This is a genomic window from Campylobacter concisus (genome assembly GCF_050447505.1).
Lineage (GTDB): Bacteria > Campylobacterota > Campylobacteria > Campylobacterales > Campylobacteraceae > Campylobacter_A > Campylobacter_A concisus_BP.
Map to the genome: position 1 here is coordinate 857,446 of NZ_JALMFZ010000001.1, position 24,300 is coordinate 881,745.

23 protein-coding genes and 1 tRNA gene are annotated in these 24,300 nt (G+C 40.2%); 9 read left to right on the forward strand and 15 right to left on the reverse strand.

All coding sequences use genetic code 11. From position 1 onward, the window contains the following. Window positions 1-133 precede the first annotated feature (133 nt). Window positions 134-958 carry an adenylosuccinate lyase gene (locus MTT09_RS04245; protein WP_429802721.1) on the reverse strand — a complete coding sequence of 275 codons (825 nt, stop codon included), beginning with the start codon at window positions 956-958 and terminating at the stop codon, window positions 134-136. Window positions 959-1,008: 50 nt separating this feature from the next. Continuing rightward, a complete protein-coding gene (locus tag MTT09_RS04250) occupies window positions 1,009-1,194 on the reverse strand; it encodes a hypothetical protein (RefSeq protein WP_429802723.1) in 186 nt (61 codons plus the stop codon). Between the two features lie 109 nt (window positions 1,195-1,303). On the opposite strand from MTT09_RS04250, the gene MTT09_RS04255 reads away from it, so the two are divergent. Beyond that, window positions 1,304-1,380 (forward strand) — tRNA-Arg (locus MTT09_RS04255). Between the two features lie 41 nt (window positions 1,381-1,421). Here MTT09_RS04255 and truA read toward each other — a convergent pair. The 7 genes from truA to glmU are packed head-to-tail and all read right to left on the reverse strand — an operon-like array spanning window position 1,422 to window position 7,797. Next, complete coding sequence (truA, locus tag MTT09_RS04260) at window positions 1,422-2,153, reverse strand: tRNA pseudouridine(38-40) synthase TruA (protein ID WP_429802725.1); 732 nt, start codon at window positions 2,151-2,153, stop codon at window positions 1,422-1,424. Beyond that, window positions 2,153-3,181, reverse strand: coding sequence for an LptF/LptG family permease (locus MTT09_RS04265; RefSeq protein WP_429802727.1), 1,029 nt, complete (start codon window positions 3,179-3,181; stop codon window positions 2,153-2,155). The genes truA and MTT09_RS04265 overlap by 1 nt, the downstream gene beginning before the upstream one ends. Next, window positions 3,174-3,962: a prepilin peptidase gene (locus MTT09_RS04270; protein WP_429803708.1), complete on the reverse strand. Its 789-nt coding sequence runs from the start codon at window positions 3,960-3,962 to the stop codon at window positions 3,174-3,176. The genes MTT09_RS04265 and MTT09_RS04270 overlap by 8 nt, the downstream gene beginning before the upstream one ends. A 7-nt stretch (window positions 3,963-3,969) precedes the next feature. Continuing rightward, window positions 3,970-4,641 carry a polyprenyl diphosphate synthase gene (gene uppS / locus MTT09_RS04275; protein WP_429802729.1) on the reverse strand — a complete coding sequence of 224 codons (672 nt, stop codon included), beginning with the start codon at window positions 4,639-4,641 and terminating at the stop codon, window positions 3,970-3,972. A 3-nt stretch (window positions 4,642-4,644) separates the two neighbouring features. Further along, window positions 4,645-5,331, reverse strand: a complete 687-nt coding sequence (locus tag MTT09_RS04280; protein WP_429802731.1) for a hypothetical protein — start codon at window positions 5,329-5,331, stop codon at window positions 4,645-4,647. After that, entirely contained in the window at window positions 5,328-6,500 is a 1,173-nt protein-coding gene (coaBC, locus tag MTT09_RS04285; protein WP_429803709.1) for a bifunctional phosphopantothenoylcysteine decarboxylase/phosphopantothenate--cysteine ligase CoaBC, read from the reverse strand. The genes MTT09_RS04280 and coaBC overlap by 4 nt, the downstream gene beginning before the upstream one ends. After that, complete coding sequence (gene glmU / locus MTT09_RS04290; RefSeq protein WP_021086716.1) at window positions 6,487-7,797, reverse strand: bifunctional UDP-N-acetylglucosamine diphosphorylase/glucosamine-1-phosphate N-acetyltransferase GlmU; 1,311 nt, start codon at window positions 7,795-7,797, stop codon at window positions 6,487-6,489. Before glmU ends, coaBC begins: the two co-directional genes overlap by 14 nt. 136 nt (window positions 7,798-7,933) lie before the next feature. Here glmU and MTT09_RS04295 point away from each other — a divergent pair, with 136 nt between their 5' ends. From MTT09_RS04295 to MTT09_RS04330, 8 genes are read left to right on the forward strand one after another with little or no spacing between them, the layout of a single operon-like run. After that, a complete protein-coding gene (locus tag MTT09_RS04295; RefSeq protein ID WP_004318159.1) occupies window positions 7,934-8,701 on the forward strand; it encodes a motility protein A in 768 nt (255 codons plus the stop codon). Then, window positions 8,701-9,480 carry a flagellar motor protein MotB gene (locus tag MTT09_RS04300; RefSeq protein WP_429802733.1) on the forward strand — a complete coding sequence of 260 codons (780 nt, stop codon included), beginning with the start codon at window positions 8,701-8,703 and terminating at the stop codon, window positions 9,478-9,480. Before MTT09_RS04295 ends, MTT09_RS04300 begins: the two co-directional genes overlap by 1 nt. Window positions 9,481-9,491: 11 nt before the next feature. Continuing rightward, window positions 9,492-10,214, forward strand: a complete 723-nt coding sequence (gene fliP, locus MTT09_RS04305) for a flagellar type III secretion system pore protein FliP (RefSeq protein ID WP_196779718.1) — start codon at window positions 9,492-9,494, stop codon at window positions 10,212-10,214. Next, the gene (locus tag MTT09_RS04310; protein ID WP_429802735.1) at window positions 10,214-11,479 is read left to right on the forward strand and encodes a TolC family protein; all 1,266 of its coding nucleotides are present in this window, start codon (window positions 10,214-10,216) and stop codon (window positions 11,477-11,479) included. Before fliP ends, MTT09_RS04310 begins: the two co-directional genes overlap by 1 nt. Then, the gene (locus tag MTT09_RS04315) at window positions 11,476-12,219 is read left to right on the forward strand and encodes an efflux RND transporter periplasmic adaptor subunit (RefSeq protein ID WP_103598076.1); all 744 of its coding nucleotides are present in this window, start codon (window positions 11,476-11,478) and stop codon (window positions 12,217-12,219) included. The genes MTT09_RS04310 and MTT09_RS04315 overlap by 4 nt, the downstream gene beginning before the upstream one ends. Further along, a complete protein-coding gene (locus tag MTT09_RS04320) occupies window positions 12,216-15,242 on the forward strand; it encodes an efflux RND transporter permease subunit (protein WP_429802738.1) in 3,027 nt (1,008 codons plus the stop codon). Before MTT09_RS04315 ends, MTT09_RS04320 begins: the two co-directional genes overlap by 4 nt. Continuing rightward, window positions 15,239-16,474, forward strand: coding sequence for a TolC family protein (locus MTT09_RS04325; protein ID WP_429802740.1), 1,236 nt, complete (start codon window positions 15,239-15,241; stop codon window positions 16,472-16,474). Before MTT09_RS04320 ends, MTT09_RS04325 begins: the two co-directional genes overlap by 4 nt. Then, window positions 16,471-17,334 carry an EamA family transporter gene (locus MTT09_RS04330; protein ID WP_429802742.1) on the forward strand — a complete coding sequence of 288 codons (864 nt, stop codon included), beginning with the start codon at window positions 16,471-16,473 and terminating at the stop codon, window positions 17,332-17,334. The genes MTT09_RS04325 and MTT09_RS04330 overlap by 4 nt, the downstream gene beginning before the upstream one ends. 29 nt (window positions 17,335-17,363) lie before the next feature. Here the strand turns inward: MTT09_RS04330 and MTT09_RS04335 are convergent, their stop codons facing one another. From MTT09_RS04335 to MTT09_RS04360, 6 genes are all read right to left on the reverse strand, one after another. After that, the gene (locus MTT09_RS04335; RefSeq protein ID WP_107965569.1) at window positions 17,364-17,735 is read right to left on the reverse strand and encodes a hypothetical protein; all 372 of its coding nucleotides are present in this window, start codon (window positions 17,733-17,735) and stop codon (window positions 17,364-17,366) included. A 52-nt stretch (window positions 17,736-17,787) separates the two neighbouring features. Beyond that, window positions 17,788-18,939, reverse strand: coding sequence for a ComEC/Rec2 family competence protein (locus MTT09_RS04340; protein WP_429802744.1), 1,152 nt, complete (start codon window positions 18,937-18,939; stop codon window positions 17,788-17,790). Between the two features lie 98 nt (window positions 18,940-19,037). Beyond that, complete coding sequence (locus tag MTT09_RS04345; protein WP_429802746.1) at window positions 19,038-20,450, reverse strand: replicative DNA helicase; 1,413 nt, start codon at window positions 20,448-20,450, stop codon at window positions 19,038-19,040. A 4-nt stretch (window positions 20,451-20,454) separates the two neighbouring features. Beyond that, window positions 20,455-21,513 (reverse strand): flavodoxin-dependent (E)-4-hydroxy-3-methylbut-2-enyl-diphosphate synthase, encoded by a 1,059-nt coding sequence (gene ispG, locus MTT09_RS04350; protein ID WP_429802748.1) that lies wholly within the window; start codon window positions 21,511-21,513, stop codon window positions 20,455-20,457. Between the two features lie 118 nt (window positions 21,514-21,631). Beyond that, window positions 21,632-22,813 carry a hypothetical protein gene (locus MTT09_RS04355; RefSeq protein WP_429802750.1) on the reverse strand — a complete coding sequence of 394 codons (1,182 nt, stop codon included), beginning with the start codon at window positions 22,811-22,813 and terminating at the stop codon, window positions 21,632-21,634. An 8-nt stretch (window positions 22,814-22,821) separates the two neighbouring features. Further along, entirely contained in the window at window positions 22,822-24,282 is a 1,461-nt protein-coding gene (locus tag MTT09_RS04360) for an MBOAT family O-acyltransferase (RefSeq protein ID WP_429802752.1), read from the reverse strand. Between the last annotated feature and the right edge of the window lie 18 nt (window positions 24,283-24,300).

Below are 24,300 nucleotides of genomic sequence, written 5' to 3' on the forward strand. Positions count from 1 at the left end.
ATAGCTAGGCCAGATCCTATCTGGTCTAGTTTTTAAAGGGAGAAAGTTTATTAAAATATATAAATTGCTCCAAGAACGATAAATGCTCTTAGGCAAAAACCGCTAAGCAAATTTATATTAAGTGTTATCTTATTTAACCAACTTTTATAAAATTCTCTTGGTTTTTAAAAAATGGTTTTAGTGCCTCATAGGCTGTTTGGATCTTTTTAAATTTAGCGTTATACTCGTTTTTGATGCTTTCACTCTTGTTTGAGTGTCTATCCGGGTGGTAAATTTTAGCAAGGGCTAGGTAGCTGTCTCTTACGGTTTCGAAGCTGTCGCTATTTGAGCAGCCTAAAATTTCAAAATTTTCTTCTAGTAAATTTGCCAAAGCACTGAAGCGACTTTTAAATTTGGCCGAGTTTTGGACCTTGTAGTTTCTTTTGAACTCTTTAAATTTGCTCTCGTTGTAGTTAAAATTTACTATAAATTTTAGATGCTCGCGTCTTGAAATGATCTCTTCTATCAAGTCAAAGTCGCTATCTTTTTTTATTTTTAGGCTAAATTTGTGATTTTTCTCGTCAAATTTAGACTCATTTCCTTTAAAATTTTGCAAAATGTAGCTAGCAAAAGCTCTTGGAGTGTTATTTAGCGTAAAGATCATCTCGCCATATAAAAACTCAATGTCGATGTTGTAGATATTTGTTAGGGCGTTTCTTTGCACTAAAGATAGTTTTATGGTTTTGTATTTTGCAAAGGTTACGTCAAGCTTGTTGCCCTGTTTTTCGTAGAGTTTTTTTATAAAATTTAAGAAGCATTTTCGTTGCGGGATCTCGCTCTCTTCGTAAAAAGAGATGATCTTGTCTTTGTTTGCTAGGGTTTTTGTGAAATTTTTACTTATCAGTGCGCGAAGCTCGCAAAAAAGAGTGTCGCTATCTGTTAAAATGCTTAAAGATTCTAAAGTTTGGGTTATATTCATGGGTTTCTCCATTCAAAATATCCCCATTTAAAGCAACTAGCGTTCCAAAGTTAAATTTTCCTGATATTGCCATCTTTTGTATATGCCAAAAACTCATCTCTTAGCTTTTGTTCTTTGTGCAAGATCGCCTCCTCTTTTGTATGAGAAGCGACCTCTTTTTGGGGCTTTTTTGCCACTTCTTGCTCTTTTGTAAGCTCTTTTTTTATCTCTTTTAGACTATCGAAAAAATCGTTCATTTTTGCTCCTTTTACTCAAAGGATTCTACTAAAAAGGTTATAAATTTAAAATGAATACAATCTCTTTTTAAGGAAAGTTTGGTTAATATCACAACTTAATTTTTCATGTGCGCTCGTAGCTCAGCTGGATAGAGCATTTGATTGCGGTTCAAAAGGTCAGAGATTCGAATTCTCTCGGGCGCACCATCTTTTTCTCTCCAAATTTTATTTTCAGACCACTTTTTAGATTAGTTAAATTTATAAAAAACTCTATTTAGATATAGACCTTCAGCAGGCGCTGGTATGCGAGTTAGAGCAGGACGTCCATTTAGTGAAGCTTTGATGAGCTCGCTGCCGTCTTTTTGCTTTAGCGCTTTTAGTAAATTTGCAACCATGAGGCGCACCTGGCCGCGTAAAAAGCCATTTGCCTTAAAAACGATGATAGTCTGCTCTTTGTATGTGTAGCAAAATGCTTTGTAAATTTCGCGCACTGGGCTTTTTGTATCGCTTCCAGTTTTCATATATGCGCTAAAATCATGCTCGCCGATAAAATTACGCAAAATTTCATTTGCCTTTTTGATATCAAATTTAGGCAAAAACACCTTGTAGTTTGAGCTAAAAACATCAAATTTACCGTGATCTATCACATATCTATACGACCTTGCGACTGCATCAAATCTTGCTTGAAAGCTATCACTCACTAAATTTATGCGTTTTATGTGAATGCTTGGGTGTGCGTGACGGTTTATAAGATCTTTTAGACGATTTAAATCTTTAAAGTGATCGCCACAAACGACGCTTGAGCTTTGGTTGTTTGCGTGCACGCTTTTGTCGGTGCGCGAGCTAGAGACCACTCTTTCAAAAATGCCAACGTGGGCTAGGGCGCGCGCAAGTTCATCTTCTACGCCGTTTTCGTGTGGCTGGGTCTGAGAGCCTTGAAATTTCGAGCCATCGTAGCTGTAGATTAGCTGAATTTTCATCAGTATCTTCGTGCGATCTTGGCTCTATAAAGCAAGACGCCAGCTAGTAAAAATACGAAAAATATGAGCGGTATGGCAAGTGCTGGCTTTGATGAAAAGAGCATTATGAGCGTAAAGTAGCCAAACAAAACGCCAAAAGTGCCAACATAGACCATGCCCTTTTCGTATCTATATGTGACGATGCCAAGGCTGATCGCAAAGAGCGTGCTTGCAAGCGGGAAGAGGGCCACTAGGACGTAGGTGCTAAGGTCTTTTCTGCGCTTATCGCTGCTAGCTGCATCCATCCAGTACTCTTTGATGCTGCCAACATCGCTTATCTCTTCACTTTGAGCGGTTCTTATCTTCATTGATTTGAAGTTACTTTGGTGGTAAATTTCATCTTTTATGTCGTACATTTTTCCTTCGTTTAAGGAAAGTTCGATGCTTTGATTGACATTTGTTATCTTTGCGTTTTTAGCGGTTATTAGGCGCTGTGAGTCTTTTACAAATGGGTTAAACATCACGATATCTTTGTAAGTAGTGCCGTTGCTATCCTCTATCTCGCTGCCCACATAGACCATCCAGTCGGAGAATTTTTGTCCAAACTGGGTTGGCTTTAAATTTAGCTTTGCAACCGTCTTTTTATAGTCGATGAAATTTGCATTTAGCTGAGCGGCTATTGGTATCATGACGATGGCAATTACCAGCAAGGCAGCGCTTAAAATGGCTGAAAAAGCTAAGAAAAATCTTGCTATTTTGTTTGGCGAGCCACCGAGTGTGAAGATAACAATACTTTCATTCTCTTTTGATAGTCTAAAGAGCGTCATCGCAAGTGAGACGAAAAACGCGATAGGCACGACAAAGAGCAGTACGCGTGGGAGCATAAATGAGTAGAGTTTAAAGAGTTCGCCAAAGCTGATCTCGATGTATGAAGTGATACGCGCGATCTGGATGAAAAAGACGATCGACATGATCAAAAAAAGCGTACTAAATAGCGATGCGAACGTGCCTAAAAAGTTAAACAAAAGATATTTATTTACTCTACTCATAAATGAACCTTAAAATTTCTAAAATTTGCCTATCAAAAGCGTAAGTGACAAGCAGCCCCAGGCTTAAAAACGGCACAAAGGCTAGCTCATAGCCCTTTTTACGAACGATCGCATAGACTGGGAGTGTGAGAAGTGCCGCCAGATAGATCGCCACAAGGGCTAGCTTGGCTGGTAAAATGGCTCCGATGATCGCTGCGATAAAGATGTCGGCACTGCCCATGGCTTCGCGCTTCATCGCATAGCTCACGACAAATCTAAGCGTCCAAAAGATAAATCCAAAGAGGATTAAATTTAAAATTTGAGCAAAATTCCCTTTAAAGATAAAAGGCAGCAAGGCATAGGCAAGTGCAAAAAACAGCGCCGCAAAAAGAAGCGCATCTGGCACGGCTTTATACCTTATGTCTATGACACTAAGGGCTAGTAGCATGATAAAGCAAAGCCCTAAAAATAGCGCATAAAGCAGAGTTTCTACGCTTAAAATTTCGCCGCACTCTTTAAAAAAGCAGATCAGAAAAAGCAATCCAGAGGCTAGCTCAACTAGAGGATAGATAAGGCTTATCTTTTGCTTGCAAAAGGCGCATTTGCCGCCTAAAAATAGCCACGAAAAAAGCGGGATATTGTGATAAAAATTTAGCTTGTGAGAGCATTTTGGGCAGTGTGAGGCTGGGAAATTTATACTTTCACTTCGTGGCAAGCGGTATATCAGCACATTTGAAAACGACCCCACGCAGATGCCAAAAACAAAAGCAAAAACGGCAAAAAAGATGACCAAAATATCCATTATCTCACTAAACTCCGCCAAATCTTCGCTCTATATCTTTAAATTTGGCAACGATGCTTGCAAGTTCATCCTTGCCAAAGTCAGGCCAAAGTGTCGGCGTGAAAAATAGCTCCGCGTAGCTTGCCTGCCAGAGCATGAAATTTGAAAGCCTGCTCTCGCCACCAGTTCTAATGAGAAGATCCACCGGCTCACTCTCGTCAAGTGCCGCATTTAGGCTCGCTTCACTTATCTCGCAGCCTTTTAAATTTAGTTTTTGCACAGCTCTAATGATCTCATCTTTTGAGCCGTAGTTTATCGCTAAATTTAAAAGCAAATTTGCATTTTCCCTTGTCGCATTTTTTGTGATCTCTATCTCATTTTTTAGCTCATCGCTAAATGGCGAGATGTCGCCGATCGTGTTAAATTTGATCCCATTTTTTATAAAATCATCACGCTTTAAAAGAAGAAATTTTTTAAGCAAATTCATCAAAAAATCAACCTCTTTTTGCGGTCTTTTCCAGTTTTCGGTGCTAAATGCGTAAAGGCTTAAAATTTTCACCCCATTATCGATACAAAATTCGCACATATCGCTCACCACATTTGCCCCGGCCTCGTGCCCATTTGTCCGCAAAAATCCACGCTTTTTCGCCCAGCGTCCGTTGCCGTCCATGATGATAGCAAGGTGGTTAAGTTTGTTCAATATTTAGCCTTTAAAGTCAATTATCTGCTCTTTTTTACTCCAAAGAGCGCTTACGTTTTGCACCATAACTGCGGCGCTGAATTCGCTTTTTAGCAAGCTCGCGACGTTGCTAAATGGAGTTGCGATCTCATATAAATTTTCATCTTTAAATTTAAAAATAAGCGGCGCAAAATTTGAAAAAACAAGAAAAACTCTCATCTCATTTTTCTCTTTTTTAAGCTGAAAAATGCCGTTTGTACCGCTATACGCAAATGGTATATGCACGACATTTTCTTGCAGGGCAAAGAGCATTTTTGCTAGCACTCTCATCTCATCTTTTGTTTTAACTTCGCTTAAGTTTTTAAATAAATAGTTGTAAAGCCACGATAAATTCTCATTTTTTACCAAATTTTCTATCAAATTTAGCCCATCAGCCAAAACGTCCTCATCTAAAATTTTTGGTTTTTCGTATAAATTTTTTATGACGATGTTTTCGCCCTGACTATGCACCTCGCCCCAGTATCTTGAGCCTACGTTTAGCTCTTTTACGCTTTTTGTGTTTAAATTTCTATTTGCGAAATTTAAGATGTATCTGTTAAAGCCGACTTTTTGGCTCACCAAAATGCTAAGTGGCAAGGACGAATTTATCGCTACTAGCGGAGCTTGGCTGTTTTTTGCTATCTTTTGGACGCGTGAGATCTGCTCTATCATAAATTTGCTGCTAGCTCCACGATACGCCCCGCGATCTCGTCTTTTGAGGCAAGCGGCAGTAGGGTTTCGCCGCCCTTTGTAATGAAATTTACCTCGTTTTGCTCGCTTGCAAAGCCATTTTTCTCGCCTAAAATATTTAGACAAACTGCATCAAGCCTTTTTTTCTCTAGCATCGATCTAGCGCTTTTAAGAGCGTTTTCGTTTGAGATTTCAAGCTTAAAGCCGATCTTTTTACATTTAAGCTCTTTTAAGCTTTGCAAAATATCGACATTTCTCTTTAGGCTTAAATTTAAGCTCTCTCCAACGTCCTCTTTTTTTATCTTGCCATCTATCTTTGTCGGTACAAAATCACTCACCGCAGCGCACATTACAAGTAAATTTGCCCCCTCGCACTCTCTCTTGCAAAGCTCTAAAAGCTTGCTACTTGAGCTAAATTTAAGGCTAAGAAACGGCTCGTTTGCGGTTTCAAAGCTAGCAAGCAGTTTTACCTCCGCACCTGCGTAGTAAAAGGCTCTAGCCAAGGCTCTTGCCATCTTTCCGCTTGAGAAATTTGTAATGGCTCTAACATCATCTATCTTTTCGGTTGTTGCGCCACCAGTTATCACCACTTTTTTGCCTGCAAAAAGTGGCCTGCTAAGCCTTTTAATGGCAGCTTCAACTATCACTTCAGGACTTGCAAGACCGCCCTTGCCAATGTCGCCACAAGCTAGAGTTTTAAGAACTGGCTCAGCCACTAAAGCGCCGTTTTTCTTTAAAATTTCAAGTGAATTTTGCGTCGCAAAATGCTCGATCATATTGTTATTTGCAGCTGGGGCAACTACTAAAGGCACGTGTGAGGCGGCGATTAGCGTTTGCATAAAGACGTTGTCACAGATGCCAGCTGTTAGCTTATTTATCGTATTTACCGAGGCAGGTGCGATGAGAACTAGATCCATTTTAGAGTAGGCTATGTGATTTACGCCGTCTTGCCAGTTTTGCGTTTGTGAGCTTAAAATTTTATGCTCACTTAGTGCCTCAAAGCCGCTTACACTGCAAAATTCAAGCGCTCCGTCACTTAAAGCCACATAAACATCAGCGCCTTGCTTTTTAAGCAGCGATAAAATTTCGAATGCCTTATAAAAGGCGATACTGCCGCAAACGGCAAGTAAAATTTTCTTATTTTTTAACATCGTCTTTGCCAAAGAATTTCTCAAAAAAGCCGCTTTTGTTCTCTTGGCGACCTCTGCTGATAGCTAGAGCGCCGCTTTCAACGTCTTTTGTGATGGTGCTACCAGCTGCGATGATGACGTTATCAGCGATATTTACAGGGGCGACCAGCTGCGTATCTGAGCCAACAAAGACGTTTTTGCCGATCTTGGTTTTGTATTTTGCCTTGCCATCGTAGTTGCATGTGATCGTGCCACAACCGATGTTTGTGCCACTTTCTATCTCGCAGTCGCCAAGATAGCTCAAGTGTCCAGCTTTTACGCCACTAAGAACGCCTTTTTTAACCTCGACGAAATTTCCTATGTGTGTGTCAGAAATTTCAGAATTTGGTCTTATGTGAGCTAGTGGGCCGATGTCTGAGTTTTTGATGACGCTGCTTTCTATCACTGATGAGCTTTTGATGATGCTCTCAGAGATAACGCACTCGCCAAGGATACTTACGTTTTCTTCTAGTACGCACTCGCCTTCAAATTTAGCCCTGCTATCTATGAAAATGCTCTCAGGCATGCGCATCAAAACGCCAGCTTTCATCAAATTTTGCTTGATCTCATCTTGCATGATTTTTTCAGCGATGCTTAGCTGAAATTTATCATTTATGCCCATGAAATTTTGCTCATTAACATTTACTGCAACGCACTTTAAACCTTTTTCATTTGCTATTTTTATGGCGTCAGTTAAGTAGTACTCTTTTTGTGCGTTTTGGTTGCTTATGAGCGGTAAAATTTGCTCTAGTGCCTCGCGTTTAAAGCAGTAGCAGCCAGCATTTACGCTTTTTATAGCAAGTTGCGCTTCGCTCGCATCTTTTTGCTCGACGATGGCCTCAACTTTGCCGTTTTTTATGATAACTCTGCCGTAGCCAAAAGGATTTGCCGCTTCAAATGAGCTCATAACCACGTCTGCTTCGGCATTTGCTAGACGCATAAGATCAGTTGATCTAACAAGTGGCATATCGCCGCAAGTGACAAGCACCTTTTCGCCACTTAAATTTACGCCTTTTATCGCGCCAGCAGTGCCTGGGAAATTTGCTAGATCTTGTTCGAAAATTTTAGTTTGAGGGAAAATTTCTTTTATCTTTTTGCTAATTAACTCTTTTTCGTAGTGAAGCACGACGCTAACGTCATTTGTGATCGCATAGGCTTGCTTTAAGATGTGAATGATCATTGGCTCGCCACATAGCTCAAATAGGACTTTTGGGCGTTTTGATTTCATCCTGGTACCAAGACCAGCAGCTAGGATTATGATTGAAGTATTATTGTTCATTTTTAAGCCTTTTAACGTTAAAAATTTCGCAGATTGTAGCAAAAAATGGCAAACATTTTTTTTAATTTAACGATTGTTTCAACAAAAAGCTAATAAAATAGCAATTCTTAAGAATTTATAAATAAAGCGAGTTTAAATGGATTTAGGAACCGTCGTCGGCTGGGTTTTGACCTTGGTGCTTTTGTTTGGATCAATGGCGATAGGCGTTGGTATAGGACCATACATCGATATCCCTTCTGTGATGATCGTTTTTGGTGGTACTATCGGCGTTATGATGGTTGGCTTCAAGATGGAGACGCTTAAAGGTGTTGGTAAATTTTATGGTGTCGCTGTTAAGCCATCAGTTGTTGTAAATTTACCTGAGACTATAAAAAAAGTAGTTGATTACTCAACCAAAGCTAGGCGAGATGGCATCTTAGCACTTGAGAGCGAAGTAAATAACGAATCAAATCAGTTTTTAAAAAAAGGCCTTTCGATGGCGGTCGATGGCAATGAGCCAGATGCGATCAGAGCGCTTTTGGAGATCGATATTGATCAGACTAGCACAAGGCATGCAAACAACATCAAAATTTTCGAGCAAGTCGGTGGTTTTGCGGGTGCGATGGGTATGATCGGAACGCTTATCGGTCTTGTTGCGATGCTTCTTAACATGTCAGACCCTAGTGCGATCGGTCCATCTATGGCGGTTGCCTTGCTTACGACACTTTATGGTGCGATGATAGGTAACATCATCGGCTCGCCTGTTGCAAATATCCTCTCGATCCGCGATGCTGATGAGGCGCTTGAGAAGCAAGTCATTTTAGAGGGCATCATGGCGATACAAGCAGGGGACAACCCAAGAACGCTTGAGGCTAAGCTCTTAGCTTTTTTACCTCCAAAAGATAGAAAAAGTCAGTTTGAATAATGGGTAAATTAATAAAACCAGAAGAGTGCCCAAAGTGTATGCCTGAGTGGCTGGCTGCCTTTGGTGACCTTATGTCACTCCTACTTTGCTTCTTTGTTTTGCTCCTTTCTATGGCGACGATGGATGCTAAAAAGATGGAGGCTGCTGTTGGCTCGCTAGCTGGTGCGCTAAGCGTGCTAGAGGGTGGCGCAAGACCAGATAGTCAGGTAGAAAAAGAGACAGATCCTGAAAGCAGACGCACTCCAAAGCCAAAAGCTCAAAAAGGCGCTCAAAATGAGGTTACCTCGACTGTTAAAAAGATAAATGAGCTACTAACGGCTAGTGCGGCACCTGAGATCACGATGGAGGAGAGCGAGGATGGCTTTATCGTTAGGCTTCCAGCTGCGATGCTCTTTGACAAAGATAGCGCTGAAATTTCTGGCGAGGATGCGAAGCTCTTTTTAAAGCGAATAGGCATGATCATAGCCAAAATGCCAAATGAGGTAAAAACAGATATCATCGGATACACTGATAATACAAATCCAAGCAAAGACTCTATATACAAAAACAACTGGCAGCTCTCAACTGCAAGGGCGCTAAGCGTGCTTGAAGAGCTAGTTAGCGACGGCGTACCACAAGAGAGGCTTATCACTTCTGGCAGAGCCTCTTTTGATCCGATCGCTAGCAACAGCACAGACGAGGGCAGAGCTAAAAACAATAGAGTAGAAATTCACTTCGTCTCGCTTGAGCCAAAAAACAAAGAGGCTACTAAGAAAAGTATCCTTGATACGAGGAATTAGTCGTGAAAGCACTGCTTAGTTTAGCGGTTTTGTTTTGTGTAGTTTTTGGCGCTGATCCTGCGCTACCAACTATAAATTTAAGCCTAAATTCACCGCAAAATGCCGAGCAGCTTGTAAATTCTCTAAATGTTTTACTAATCCTCACTGCTCTTGCACTTGCTCCTTCACTCATCTTTATGATGACTAGCTTTTTGCGCCTTGTCATTGTCTTTTCATTTTTGCGTCAAGCGATGGGCACACAGCAAGTGCCGCCTTCAACGGTGCTCATCTCGCTTGCGATGGTGCTTACATTTTTTATCATGGAGCCAGTCGGGCAAAGAAGCTACGATGAGGGCATAAAGCCTTATATAGCCGAGCAGATAGGCTATGAGGAGATGCTTGATAAAAGCTTAAAGCCGTTTAAAGAATTTATGGTGAAAAACACTAGAGAGAAGGATCTTGCGCTATTTTTTAGGATAAGAAATTTGCAAAATCCAGCAAATATAGAGGATATCCCGCTAAGCATCGCTATGTCAGCTTTCATGATAAGCGAGCTAAAGACATCTTTTGAGATAGCATTTTTGCTCTATCTGCCGTTTTTAGTTATCGACATGGTCGTAAGCTCCGTTTTGATGGCGATGGGTATGATGATGCTGCCTCCTGTCATGATCTCGCTGCCATTTAAGCTACTCATCTTCGTGCTGGTAGACGGCTGGAATTTGCTAATAGGAAATTTAGTAAAAAGCTTTCACTGATGAAGAAAATTTTATTAGCACTTTTGCCTTTGGCGCTATTTGGATCAAATTTAAGCGAGATAGCAAACAAGGCCACTCAAAACGAAATTTCAAAGATCAAAGAGCTTGAGCTAAAAAGAGCAAATTTAAATGACGAGGCGACATCAAGCGCCTACTTGCCAAGCCTTAGCCTAGAGGGCTCATACGGCAAAAACGCAAGCACCTTCCCAAGCATAGTCGCCAAAGAGTCAGCTGGCGTGCTGGCAAGGATTGATTTTTTACTATATGACGGCGGGGCGAGAGAGGCTAGGCTAAAGATGAGCCAGCTTTTAAAAAACAAAGCCGCCATCGCAAGTGATGAAGCCAAAAACTACCTTGCATTTAAGGCTGTAAATTTATATTTTAACGCCTGCGCACTTGAAAATATAATAGCTGCCAAAAACGCTCAGGCAAATTTTTTAAAAGGCGTTTTAGACAAGCTTGAAAAGGCGAACATTGCAGGACTTGCCGCAAAAGATGAGCTAGAAAATGTGCGGGCAAAATACCACCTAGCAAACAGCACGCAGCTTGAATACAAAAATAAAATGGAGCAAATTTTAAACGAGATAAATTTGCTAACAGGCGAGCAAATTTCGCCACTTAGCGGGGCAAAAATGGCTGAGATTAGCTCAAATTTAGCTTCAAAAAATGCCGAGCTTGACAGACTAAATCAAGATATATCTTTAAGCGAAGCTAAGCTTAGCGAGACAAGAGCTGGCTTTTTGCCTCAAATTTCGCTTTATGACACCTATGGATTTTACAAAAATAACTACGACATCGACCTTGGCAAATATAGCGCTTACCGCCCATATCTTGACAAATATCTAAAAGAAGATACGCACGGCAATAAATTTGGCGTTAGCTTTAGGTGGAAAATTTTTGACTTTTTTACCACTAGCAAGATGAGCCAAGCTAGCAAGATCGCGCTTGATGAGGCGAGACTAAATTTAGAGTATAAAAAGCGCGAAAACGAGACAAAACTTAAAAATTTACAAAACGAGATCATTTCGCTTAGCTCAAAGATCGCCTCGCTAAATGAGTATGTAAAAGCAAGCGATCTAGCACTTAGAGCGAGCTTTGAGAAGTATAACTCTGGGCTTTTGGGATATAGCGACTTGCTTGAAGCACTCTCGCAAAAATTTGACGCTATTAGCCTTTTTGAAGGGGCGAAAGACGAGCTGGAGATAAAAAAGGCGGAGTATTTTTTTGAAAGTGGCGAGAGTATTTTAGAGAGGATTAGGGATTGAAAAAGCTGATAATTTTAATGATATTTTGCATCTTTTCATTTGCAAGGGAGGAGATTTTTGCTGATTTTGAAGTCTATGCTAGGCAAAGCTCAAAGCTTGCATTTGAGAGCAGCGGCAAGGTGGATAAAATTTTTGTAGATGTCTCAAGCCACGTTAAAAAGGGCGACACTTTAGCTAGCCTTGATCAAACAAGCCTTGAGATCGCTCTGAAAAAGGCAAAAAGCGACCTAGCACTTGCCAAAAATGCCAAAGAATTTGCTAAAAGCACCTTTAATAAATTTAGTCAAGTAAAGGACGTCACTTCAAAGCAAGAATTTGATGAGGTAAAGTATAAATTTGACGAGGCAGCTCTAAGAGTTCAAGCAGCGGAGATCGCCATTTTAAATGCAGATGATCATCTTAAAAAGGCCGTTTTAAAAGCTCCGTTTGATGGTGTAATAGCTAGTAAAAATGTCGAGCTTGGCGAGAGTGCTTCGCCACTTCAGCCAGCCTTTGTCTTAAACTCCGAGGAGGCTAAAATTTTAATAGCGATCGATGAAAAATATGCAAATTTAGTAAAAGTTGGCGATACGTTTAAATTTAGGCTTGACGCAACAAACGAGGAAAAAGAGGTTAAAATCGCGCTAATTTACCCAGAGATTAAGCGAGAGACTAGAAAATTTTACGCCCAGGCTTATGACAGCGGGCTAAAGCCAGGCATGTTTGGTCAAGGAAAAGTGATAATCGGCGAAAATAAATGATAAAAACAGCCATAAACCGCCCCATAACTACGCTTATGATATTTTTAAGCCTCGTTGTCTTTGGTATCTACTCGCTAAAGACGATGAATGTAAATTTATACCCGCAAGTAAATATCCCAATCGTTAAGATCACAACCTACGCAAATGGCGATATGAACTACATCAAGACAAAGATCACGCAAAAGATCGAGGATGAGGTCTCAAGCATCGAGGGGATAAAAAAGCTTTACTCAACTAGCTTTGACAACCTAAGCGTGGTAAGCATCGAATTTGAGCTAAACAAAGACCTAGAGAGCGCTACAAACGACGTCCGCGACAAGATGCAAAAGGCAAGGTTAAACGCAAACTACGAGATAGAAAAGCTAAATGGCCTCTCTTCAGCCGTCTTTAGCCTTTTTATCACAAGGCTTGATGGTAACGAAACTAAGCTCATGCAAGAGATAGATGATGTGGCAAAGCCATTTTTAGAGCGCATTAGTGGCGTTTCAAAGGTCAAGACAAATGGCTTTTTAGAGCCAGCGGTGAAAATTTTACTTGATAGGTTTAAGCTAGATAAGGCTGCTCTTAGCGCAAACGAAGTGGCAAATTTGATAAAGATTGAAAATTTAAAAGCGCCACTGGGCAAGATAGAAAATGAAAAAATCCAAATGGCGATCAAGTCAAATTTCAGCGCCAAAAGCATAGATGAGATAAGAAATTTAACGATCAAGCAAGGGGTCTTTTTAAAAGATATCGCAAGTGTTGATCTCGCTTACAAAGACGCAAACGAAGCAGCGATAATGGATAAAAAAAGTGGCGTCTTGCTTGGTCTTGAGCTAGCTCCAGACGCAAACGCACTAACCGTGATCGCCCTAGCTAAATCAAAGCTAGAGCAGTTTAAAAGCTTGCTTGGCAATGAATACGACGTAAAAATAGCCTACGATAAGAGCGAAGTGATACAAAAGCACATCGATCAAACCGCCTTTGATATGATCCTAGGCGTCTTGCTAACCATCGTGATCGTCTATCTGTTTTTAAGAAATTTCTCGATCACTATCATCTCAGTCGTAGCGATACCAACTAGCATCGTAGCGACATTTTTCATCATAAATGCCCTAGGATACGACATAAACCGCTTAAGCCTCATAGCACTAACGCTTGGCATCGGAATTTTCATCGACGACGCGATAGTTGTCACTGAAAATATCGCTAGCAAGCTAAAAGATGAGCCAAATGCCCTAAAAGCAAGCTTTGCAGGCATAAAAGAGATAGCATTTAGCGTCTTTGCGATCTCGCTCGTGCTACTTTGCGTCTTTGTGCCAATAGCCTTTATGAGTGGCATCGTTGGCAAATACTTTAACTCCTTTGCGATGAGCGTGGCAGCTGGCATCGTCATCTCGTTTTTTGTGAGCATATTTCTTGTGCCAACGCTTAGTGCTAGGTTTGTAAATGCCAAAGAAAGCGGCTTTTTTCTAAAGAGTGAGCCCTTTTTTGAGGCACTTGAAAATGGCTATGAGAAGCTTTTAGCCTTAGCGCTTAAATTTAAGCTCATATTTTTAGCCATAACGCTTGTGGTCGTTGTTTGCTCGTTTGCTCTGGCTAAATTTGTAGGCGGCGACTTCATGCCAAGCGAGGATAACTCGGAGTTTAACATCTACTTTAAGCTCGATCCCTCACTTAGCCTGCAAGCTAGCAAAGAGAGGCTAAAAGATAAAATTTCACTCATAAATGCCGATCCTCAGGTAGCTTACGCCTACTTCATCCTTGGATACACAGATGCCAAACAGCCTTATCTTGTAAAGGCTTACGTCAGGCTAAAGGAGCTAAAAGATAGAGCTAACCACGAGCGGCAAAACGCTATCATGCAGAGGTTTCGTGACAAGCTAAAAAGTGATGATATGAGCGTCATTGTAGCTGATCTTCCGGTGGTTGAAGGCGGCGATGTGCAGCCAGTTAAGCTTACTATCACCTCTGAAAATGGCAAGGAGTTAGAGAAATTTGTGCCAAAGATCAGCAAGATGCTAAAAGAGATAAATGACGCAACGGACGTAAATTCGCCCGAAGAAGATCTGCTAAAGCGTGTGCAAATTTCTATCGATGAAGATAAGGCAAAAAGGCTAAATTTAGATAAAGCCAGCGTTGCAAGCGCCGTTTATAGCGCATTTAGCCAGAATGAGGTTTCTGTTTTTGAAAACGAAAATGGCAAAGAGTATGAGCTTTACATGCGCCTTGATGATAAATTTAGAAGCGATACAGATGATATCTTAAAGACCAAGATAAGAAGTAATGAGGGCTTTTTCGTGACACTTGGCGACGTGGCGACGATTAGTTTTGAGCAAAAGCCAGCTAGTATTTCAAGATTTAATAGAGCCGATGAGATCAAATTTTTAGCAAATACCAAAAACAACGCTCCGCTAAATAGCGTGGCAAATGAAATTTCAAAGAAGCTTGATGAAATTTTGCCAGCAAATTTCAAGTATAAATTTCTTGGATTTGTCGAGCTCATGGACGATACAAACGCTTCGTTTATCTTTACGGTAAGTGCGAGCGCGGTGCTTATTTACATGGTGCTAGCTGCACTTTATGAGAGCTTTTTGCTGCCATTTCTCATCATGCTCGCCATGCCGCTTGCCTTTTGTGGCGTCGTGATCGGGCTTTTTATAAGCGGCAATCCATTTAGCCTATTTGTCATGGTTGGCGTCATCTTGCTCTTTGGCATGGTCGGTAAAAACGCCATTTTGGTCGTTGATTTTGCAAATCACTTTGCAAATAGCGGCATGGAAGCAAACGAAGCTGTGAAAATGGCTGCTAAAAAGCGTCTAAGGGCTGTTTTGATGACCACTTTTGCGATGATATTTGCCATGCTGCCACTTGCGCTTAGTAGGGGTGCTGGCTATGAGGCCAACTCGCCTATGGCTATAAGCATCATCTTTGGGCTCATTAGCTCGACTTTGCTAAGCTTGCTTGTCGTGCCAGTGCTTTTTGCATGGGTCTATAATCTTGATAAATTTATAAGAAAATTTTATGAAAGGGAGAGAATTTGAAGAATATTTTAGCGGTTTTGCTCTTTGCTTTGCCTCTTTGGGCTGGAAATTTACTAGAGATCATCGCTCTGGCGCAAAGTGCGAAGCTTGAGAGTTTGAAAGAATTTAATAAAAATGAATATATAAATAAAAACAAGAGCAACAAGCTAAATTTATCCCTTGATGGCAGATATACCTTTGTGCCTGACGAGCTAAAGGGCGGATATATGACAAAGGCTGGGTCGATCACGGCAAAGGTCGAGTATCTCATCTTTGACGGCGGTGCGAGCGAGGCTTCAGATAAGATTTTAGACCACAAGGGCGTGGAGAAAATTTACAAGGACGAAGAGCTGATGAATTTAACCGCTTTTCAGGTCGCAAAGGTCTATTTCAACGCCGTTGCACTAAATTCTCTTATAAATTTAGAGACAAAATTTGTGGATAGCTTTGCCAAGGCTGCGGCTGAAAATGAGTTTTGGTTTGAGTATGGTGAGATAGATAAGAGCGAATTTGATGCGATAAATTTCACTCTTAATAAAAAAAGAGCCGAGCTTGACGAGCTTGGGCTTAAGCTAGCGGAGCTAAACTCAAGGATAAATTTGCTTTCAAACGGCGAGATCGGCTTTAATGCTGGCTCAAAGATAGTGATGCCTGATTTTAGCAAGGATGATCTAAGTGCCAAGCTTGGGGCGATGGAGCAAGAAAAATTTATAAAAGAGCAAGAAAATGAGAAGCAAAAGAGCAAATTTGCTCCAAAAATTTACTTAAAAGATACGCAAAGTGTGAATAATAACAGCTTTAAAAAAGGCGATAGGACGACTTCGCAGATGGCTGAGGCATACGCTGATGCGAACAAGCCTAGGGTGGAGTTTGAGTGGAAGCTGCCAGATAGCCTAAGCCTTAGCAAGCAAAGCCAAACTAAGCGCATAGAGGAGCAAAAGGCTGCGCTTGATCTAAGCGACGAAGAAAACAGGATAATGGCTAGGCTAAAGGATCTAAGGGGCGTGATAGAGGGCCTAAGTGCTAGGCTAAATTTAGACTCACTAAAGCAAGAGAGCCTTGATAGCGACTTTAATGACCTGCTAAATGGCTATCTTAGCGGCAAGGTAAAATTTGAGCAGTTTTTATTTGTGAGTGAGAAAAATTTTAGCGATAGGGCAAATTTCATCTTAAATGGCGATTTGCTCGAGCTAAACAAGCTTGAATACTTTTTTGAATGCGCAAGAAATATAAATGAGGTGGTGATAGAATGAATAAACTGATCTTCGTGACCATTTTGTGGGCGTTTAGCTTTAGTTTGATAGGCGAGTTTTTAGCTGGCAAAGTAGATAGCTATTTGGCTGTTTTTGTGCGTGTAACGCTTGCAAGCTTGGTTTTTTTGCCATTTACGAAATTTCGAGGCGTTAGTCCAAAGCTCGCCCTTGGCATAATGGCGATCGGAGCAGTGCAAATAGGGCTAATGTATCTTTGCTACTACAACTCGTTTTTGTATCTAAGCGTGCCAGAAGTCGCCCTTTTTACCATTTTTACGCCGTTTTATGTGACGCTTATATATGACGCATTTAGCTTTAAATTTAGGCCGCTTTATCTCTTTAGCGTTGGCGTGGCGGTCTTTGGCGCGCTTATCATCAAGTATGGCGCGATAAATGAGGGCGTGCTAAAGGGCTTTTTGCTGGTGCAAGGGGCAAATATCTGCTTTGGAGCAGGGCAGAGTGCGTATAAGGCGCTTTTGGAGAAGTTTGAAGTGGATCAAAAAAAGGTCTTTGGCTACTTTCACTTTGGAGCGTTTTTTGTAGCAGTGATCGCACTCGTAACACTTGGCAATCCAGCTAAATTTCACGTTGATCTAACCCAAACTTTGGTGCTTTTGTGGCTTGGTGCGGTCGCTAGTGGGCTGGGATATTTTATGTGGAACAAAGGCGCTTGCGAGGTCGATAGCGGCGTGCTTGCCATCATGAATAACGCCCTCATACCAGCTGCTATCATCGTAAATTTGGTCTTTTGGCAAAAGGACACCAATCTAACAAGGCTTATTTTAGGCGCTGTGATAATGTATATCTCGCTATTAATTCACAATAGAGTGATGAAATTTTACGGCGTAAAGGCTGCCTGAGGTTAAATTTAGGGTTAAATTTGAGCTATTTAAGCGCCTTGCATCTTTACAAGCTGGGCGTTTAGCTGCATTATCTGAGCAAAGATAGCCGCTTTTTTGGTCTGAAGTGAGGCAACCAGCTCTTTTGCGTATGGATTTTTGCTAGCACTTGCCTGCTTTATCGCAGCTTCAATCTCTTTTAGCTGTTTTTGCAGTTTTTCTAACTGCTTTTTTATGACATCGGCGCTACTCTCACTCTCGTTATTTGTCTCGCTAACTAAATTTGAAGCGTCATGCAAGATAGTGCTTTTATCGCTATTTTGTGAATTTTGGCTTTTTAAATTTGCTTCATCAGCCTTTAAATTTGCACTATTTGAAGAGCCATTTTTGTTTAAATTTATAAAATTTGAGTTTATCTGCATCGCCTCGCCTTTAAATTTAAAAGCATATCGGCAAATTTAGATAAAACTTTGACTATGAAAAATTTATCAAAAAGAGCAAAAACGATGCCACACCAAAGAGCGGTGGTAAAAATGCTGCTGGCTTAAATTTAACGCAAAAAAGCGTGATGGCGTTATAAAGTAAAAAGACAGATGTGCTTATGTGAAGATTGTCTGAGCCTAGCCTAAAAGCTAGCATCTTGCTTAAAATTTCATCAAAAATGCCACCATATCCAAATAGATGAAGTAAGAAGCTTAGTGGATAAAATACGCCAAATAGGTAGTTGATAGCTAGCACGCTAAGCTGCAAGAGGCTAATGAGCGGGAAAAAGTAAAGCACCGCAACCTCCATAGCAAAAAAGACATATAAATTTAAAAGTAGTGAGTTTGCTAGCAGGCTAAATTTGGGCGCAAAATAGAAAAGATAGACGAAGATATAAAAGACGCCAAGGCATGAAAAATAAAAGCCAACACTAAAAAGAAGCTGTGGAAATAGGGCGACGCTAAATAAAATAACGCCAAAGAGTGTGTAGAAATTTAAGATCTTTATCTTTTTGCAGATCATGTAAAAGCCAGCCATGCTCATCAAAAATGCCCGCAAAAAGCTTGCGATAAAGCCGATCATATAAAAGTAGAAGCAAAGCACCAAAAATACGGCGATAGAGATGTCAAAGATATATGAGCGATATGGCATATATCTTGCGTAAAAGGGCCTTAAAACGAGCCTTAAAACAAAAAAGCAAACCGCGCTTATAACGCCAAGATGATAGCCGCTAATGGCGATGAGGTGCGCCACGCCCCAGTTTGAGACGTCATCTCTTAGCTCGCCAAAGACATTTGTGCCAAGAAAGAGCGCTGAGTAAAGTTGCGAAATTTTGGCGTCTTCGTGCTGGGCGGAGATGAAATTTATGGCTCTTTGCCTTAGACTATCATCTCTTTTGATGACGGCTCTATCGTAGCTAGGCATGTAAAATGAGTCAGAAAGATAGTCTTTAAAACTAACGTCTATTGGCTGAACGCTAAGCGCCACGACATCATAAAGGCTGATCTCATCTTTTTTAGAAGCAACGCTGTAAAAGCTAAAATTTGAGGTGTCGATCCTTATTATCTGGCGTTTTTTGCCGTTTTTCTCTTTGGTGAAATTTACGCTTACTTTGCCTTGGGTGTCATGCTCGCCAAGCTCCATAAACGCGCTATATTCGTGAAATTTAATAGCTAAATTTATACAAAAAATAAATAGGCAAAGCAGGATAAAATAAAATATACGCCTGCTTTTTGGCAAATTTACTCTTTAAATTCAGTTGATTGCACCGGCGCGGTGGCTATATCGCAAAAGCGAGAGTACTGCTTTTGAAAGAGCACATCGATAGATCCCACTTCGCCATTTCTGTTTTTGCCAACGATGATCTCTGCGTTTTCTTGAAGCTTGTTAAAAACGTGCTCGCTCTTATACTCTTTGCCCTCAGCTGCTGCCTTGCTCTTTTTCTCGTTCTCCTCTTGCTCCAGATAGACCTCGTTCCTATAGACAAAAAGGATGATGTCGGCGTCTTGCTCGATCGCACCAGACTCTCTTAGGTCGCTTAGCATAGGGCGCTTGTTCGCACGTGCTTCAAGGCCACGGTTTAGCTGCGAAAGTGCGATGATAGGCATATCCAGCTCGCGCGCTAGAAGCTTTAGGCCACGAGAAATTTCAGCTATTTGTATGTGGCGGTCGGCGTAATTATTTGTACTCATCATAAGGCCGATGTAGTCGATGACGCAGAGTGAAATTTCAGGGTGAGCCGACTTTAGCTTGCGAAGCTGTGTCCTTACTTGGTGGATATTTACGTATCCGCTATCATGCACGAAGAGTTTGGCGTGCGAAAATTCGCTGCATGCGTGGCTAAAGTGAGCGAGCTTCTCGTCGTCCAAGGTTGCTGTCATTATCTCTTGAAGTGGGATCGAGGTCTTGTCGGCTAGCATCCTCATCATGATCTGCTCTGCTGGCATCTCAAGTGAGAAAAAGACGACGCCAGCGCCACTTTTTAAAACGTGCCCCATGAAATTTAGGCAAAGCGTCGTTTTACCCATGCCAGGGCGCGCTGCGATGATGATGAGGTCGCCATTTTTAAAGCCTTTTATCATCTCATTTAGCTTTTTAAAGCCGGTGTTTAGTCCGATGATGTCGCGCTCGTTTAGGGCCGCTTGCTTTTGCATATGTACGATCAAGCTTTTTATGATATCTTCGCTATCTCTAATGCTACCAGTGCCGCTGCCATCGACAAGAGAGTAAAACTCCTGGCTTAGCTCATCGACCATATCGCGGCTAGCTTTGTCTTCATTTACCTTGCTTGGGATGTCGTGGGCGATCTTGACTAGACTGCGTTTGATTGACTTCTCTTTTAGCTCATTTGCGTATCTTTGGATGTCGATGATAGAGTTTGTGGCTAAGATGCTCGCCATAATGTTATCATCGTAGCTCTCGCCAAGCTTGTTTTTGATAAATGTCGATGCGATAGGTACGTCGCCGTTTAGACAATCAACCATCGCTTTGTAAATTTGCGCGTGAGCCTTTAAGTAAAAGTCCCCAGCCTTTATCGTGTCAAAAATTTCGCCCAAAGCGTCGTTGTTTGCGATGATCGAGCTTAGTATAGCTCGCTCCATATCAAGGTCGTAAAGGTTGCTAAATTCTATCTCGTTAAGTCTCTCTTTTGCCACGGCTCTATCCTCTGCTCTTTATCTCGTCGTCGATCTCTTGTAAAAATCTATCCACAAGCTCGCTCTCAGGCAGCCTTGCGACCACTTCGCCGTGGCGCATGATCATGCCATTTCCCTTGCCAAAGGCTATGGCTACATCTGCGCCCTTTGCCTCGCCTATAGCATTTACCACACAGCCCATCACTGAGACGTTTAGTGGCTCTTTTATATTTTTTGTCTTTTCTTCGACGAGCTTTACTGCTGCCATGAGGTCAGCTTGCAAACGCCCACAAGTTGGGCATGAGATGATGTTTAGTCCCTCTTTTTGGCGGCCACTATCTTTTAAGATCGCCTTTGCGACTTTGATCTCCTCTTCAAGCTCGCCAGTGATGCTAACTCTCATCGTGTCGCCGATGCCCTCAAGCAAAAGCCCGCCAAGTGCGATCGCGGACTTGATCGTGGCGTGAAACGCCGTGCCAGCCTCTGTTACGCCTAGATGAAATGGGTAGTTTGTCTTTGGGCGAAGTGCTCTGTAAGCTTGCATCGTGCGCTCGACGTCGCTTGATTTAAGTGAAATTTTAATGTCTGTAAAGTCAAAATCCTCAAGAAGCTTGATATTATACATCGCACTCTCCACCATAGCCTCCACTGTGCGGCCGTAGCGCTCCTCAAACTGCTTTTCAAGCGAGCCAGAATTTACGCCTATGCGGATGGGTAAATTTCTCTGCTTGCAGGCATCAACGACTGCTTTTATGTTTTTAGCGGAGCCTATGTTGCCTGGATTTATGCGGATAGCATCGACAAATTCGCTAACGATGAGCGCGTAGGTGTGGTTAAAATGTATGTCTGCAACGACTGGGATTGGGGAACTTGCGACGATTTGCTTTAGCGCGCTGGCGTCCTCTTTGTCAAAAACTGCGCAGCGCACGATGTCACAGCCTGCAAAGTATAGCCTTTGTATCTGCTCTAGCGTGCCTTTTACGTCCTTTGTCTTTGAAAATGTCATCGACTGCACGGAGATCGGTGCGTCACCGCCTATTAAAACATCGCGAATTTTTATCTGTTTTGTCTGGTATCGTTGCAAAATTTTGCCTTTAAATTTTATTGGGGATTATATAAAATCTTGGCTTTTAAATAAATTTGTTAAAAATAGTTATAAATATTTTTGTTATATGCCAGCAACATAATCTAGTGTGTAAATTTTATTTTACACATCCCAGTTCTAAAAAATCTCTCTCTTTATATATTTTGTATTTTGTCTTGTCAAAAATAGTTAGAGTTTTTCCTGCATTTTCACTAATTGATTTGTTGATTAATTCTATATTTAAGTATTTTGATAGGCTTGAGTTTTGATCATACATCTTTTTTAATATCCTTTGATAGGCCACATCGCCACCATGAAAACCATCAACAAATTCGCAACTATTATTGTAATAATCTCTCATGTCGTGAAAGTCATAATTTTCTATATCCGTCTCTTTTACGAGTTTTCTAAATTCAGAAACATAGTTATATTTATCGCCAAGACTATTCATCTTTTCAACAACTTCGTTTGCCAAAGGCGGTATAAAGAGTATTAATTTTATATCATTATCTTTTGCAAATTTTATAATCTCATTGAAAATTTCAACTCTTTCTTTAGAGATGTGGTTAGCGTATTCAAATCTAGAATCGCTATTTTTTACTCTTTTTAAAGTATCTGAAAATTTTATATCTGAATTTTTTTCATCTCCTAAAATAAAACTAGTATACTGGTAAGAACCATCTTTCCTAAAGCCATTTGAGTATTTAAGGGACCTTAGTCCTATGTTTTGGTAGTTTGTTATGTCATTTTTGTCTTTTAAAATATATTTAAAAATATCAAGGTCAATTTCTCTTTTTAGGATTATGGATAGTGTTTGGTTGATTTTTGCTTTTATATCAATTTCTGTTTTATTTAAGTAATTAAAAACTCTTGGTTGATAAAGTTTTTCATTAAACCACCAAAAATCTAAACCTAAAATTATGATTTCTGGTTTATAGATTTTTTTCATTTCTTGTAAAAATAAATATCCTTCGTTTAGATGATGCATTGCTCCGCCAGTTGTAATAAAACTTGTATTAAAGCTTTCTTCTCTAAATTGCATAACTCTTGATGAACCCAGTGCTATAATTTTTGGCTTAATGTTTTTGATTAACTCTAATTTGTATTGAAACATATCTAAGTTCAAGTAGTTATATATTGCATTCTTTTCTAATTGAAATTTTGTAGCTTCTTGTAATGACAAATCTTCTTTTGCTTTAAGTAATAATTTATAAACGAAAAAAGAAGGTATTGATACTAAAAAAAATGTAACAATAAATGTAAAAAATATAATGATAGAAAATTTTTTGTTTGTTAGCATTTAAAATCCTAAAAATTAAAATATAGAAATTCTGTTTTTACAGCGATCATTGAACAAAAGGATAACAATAAAATCAATATAAGATATATGACGTTTAAGTAGCTTGGTTTAAATATGGCTGTTTTCTCGACAGAGTTTTTGAAAAGCAAGATTAAAACAAAACCAGATGCAATATATAGGAAAGTATATCTATCTCCTTCAATGCTGGCTATAAAATCACCAAAACTTACACCAAAAGATTTTAAAAACCCAAGCTTTGCCAATAGAAAATTTGGCAAAACAATACCACTCAGCCCAAACATTCCTTTTAAAACTTTTAAAGCATCGTCCCAATCTTTTGCTCTAAAAAAGACCCAAGCGATATTTATAAAGTTAAATGTTATAAACCAAGCCAAAATTTTATTCATCTTAAAGCCAAGTTCGCTCCAAATTCTGTGAATAACCAAGGCAACGCCATGCAAAAATCCCCAAAAGACAAATGTCCAGCCAGCCCCGTGCCATATACCACCTATTATAAAGGTTGCCATTAAATTTGCGTATGTTCGAAGCCTGCCTTTGCGGTTACCACCTAGCGGGATATAGATATAGTCTCTTAAAAACCTGCTTAGTGTTATGTGCCATCTACGCCAAAAGTCTTGAATGTTTAAGGCTTTATAGGGTGAGTTAAAATTTATTGGAAGCTTGATATTAAAAAGAAGTGCCGCACCGATAGCCATATCGCAGTATCCGCTAAAGTCAAAGTAGAGCTGAAATGTATAGCTTAGGCTAGTCGCCCATGCTTCAAATAAATTTAAGACAGCCGCATTGTCAAAACCATTTGTTGCCCAAACAGCAAAACTATCAGCGATAACTACCTTTTTAAAAAGTCCTATCGAAAATATAAATAGACCAAGTGCTATATTTTTATAGTTGATTACTCTATTTTTTAAATTTGCAAACTGCGGCATCATCTCTTTGTGATGAACGATCGGACCAGCGATTAGTTGCGGAAAAAAGGTAACAAATAAGCAGTAGTTTAAAAAATCATACTGCTTCGTACCCCCCCCCGTAGCACTATCGACCAAATATGCTATTTGCTGAAAAGTAAAAAATGATATCGCAAGGGGCAATAGTAAATTTAAATGAGGTATCTGGGTGTTAAAGATAAAATTTACATTGCTTATGAAAAAGTCTGAATATTTGAAATATCCAAGTAGCATTAAATTTGCCACAATGCCTAGTATAAGAATAAATTTTTTAGAAATTTTACTATTTTCTTTGTTTAGCTCCACCCCAAAGCAGTAGTTGAACACCATTGAGCCTAAGATTAGCGGCAGATAAATGACATTCCACCAGCTGTAAAAAAATAGAGACGATAGAACCAAAAAGCCCTTTGCTACTTCTGTAAGGCGCTTTTTATTTAGATAAAAATATATAAAAAATGTAAATGGCAAGAATAAAAATATAAATTCGTAAGAGTTAAAAAGCATAGGTATCCGTTAAATTTT

Coding starts and splice junctions, on each gene's coding strand:
- MTT09_RS04340 (WP_429802744.1), bottom strand. CDS start 18,939: ATGGAGCTTGGCGAGCATGACACCCAAGGCAAAGTAAGCGTAAATTTC.
- glmU (WP_021086716.1), bottom strand. CDS start 7,797: ATGAACAATAATACTTCAATCATAATCCTAGCTGCTGGTCTTGGTACC.
- MTT09_RS04310 (WP_429802735.1), top strand. CDS start 10,214: ATGAAGAAAATTTTATTAGCACTTTTGCCTTTGGCGCTATTTGGATCA.
- MTT09_RS04270 (WP_429803708.1), bottom strand. CDS start 3,962: ATGGATATTTTGGTCATCTTTTTTGCCGTTTTTGCTTTTGTTTTTGGC.
- MTT09_RS04330 (WP_429802742.1), top strand. CDS start 16,471: ATGAATAAACTGATCTTCGTGACCATTTTGTGGGCGTTTAGCTTTAGT.
- MTT09_RS04245 (WP_429802721.1), bottom strand. CDS start 958: ATGAATATAACCCAAACTTTAGAATCTTTAAGCATTTTAACAGATAGC.
- MTT09_RS04280 (WP_429802731.1), bottom strand. CDS start 5,331: ATGATAGAGCAGATCTCACGCGTCCAAAAGATAGCAAAAAACAGCCAA.
- MTT09_RS04250 (WP_429802723.1), bottom strand. CDS start 1,194: ATGAACGATTTTTTCGATAGTCTAAAAGAGATAAAAAAAGAGCTTACA.
- MTT09_RS04265 (WP_429802727.1), bottom strand. CDS start 3,181: ATGAGTAGAGTAAATAAATATCTTTTGTTTAACTTTTTAGGCACGTTC.
- MTT09_RS04300 (WP_429802733.1), top strand. CDS start 8,701: ATGGGTAAATTAATAAAACCAGAAGAGTGCCCAAAGTGTATGCCTGAG.
- truA (WP_429802725.1), bottom strand. CDS start 2,153: ATGAAAATTCAGCTAATCTACAGCTACGATGGCTCGAAATTTCAAGGC.
- MTT09_RS04295 (WP_004318159.1), top strand. CDS start 7,934: ATGGATTTAGGAACCGTCGTCGGCTGGGTTTTGACCTTGGTGCTTTTG.
- MTT09_RS04320 (WP_429802738.1), top strand. CDS start 12,216: ATGATAAAAACAGCCATAAACCGCCCCATAACTACGCTTATGATATTT.
- MTT09_RS04360 (WP_429802752.1), bottom strand. CDS start 24,282: ATGCTTTTTAACTCTTACGAATTTATATTTTTATTCTTGCCATTTACA.
- MTT09_RS04355 (WP_429802750.1), bottom strand. CDS start 22,813: ATGCTAACAAACAAAAAATTTTCTATCATTATATTTTTTACATTTATT.
- coaBC (WP_429803709.1), bottom strand. CDS start 6,500: ATGTTAAAAAATAAGAAAATTTTACTTGCCGTTTGCGGCAGTATCGCC.
- MTT09_RS04335 (WP_107965569.1), bottom strand. CDS start 17,735: ATGCAGATAAACTCAAATTTTATAAATTTAAACAAAAATGGCTCTTCA.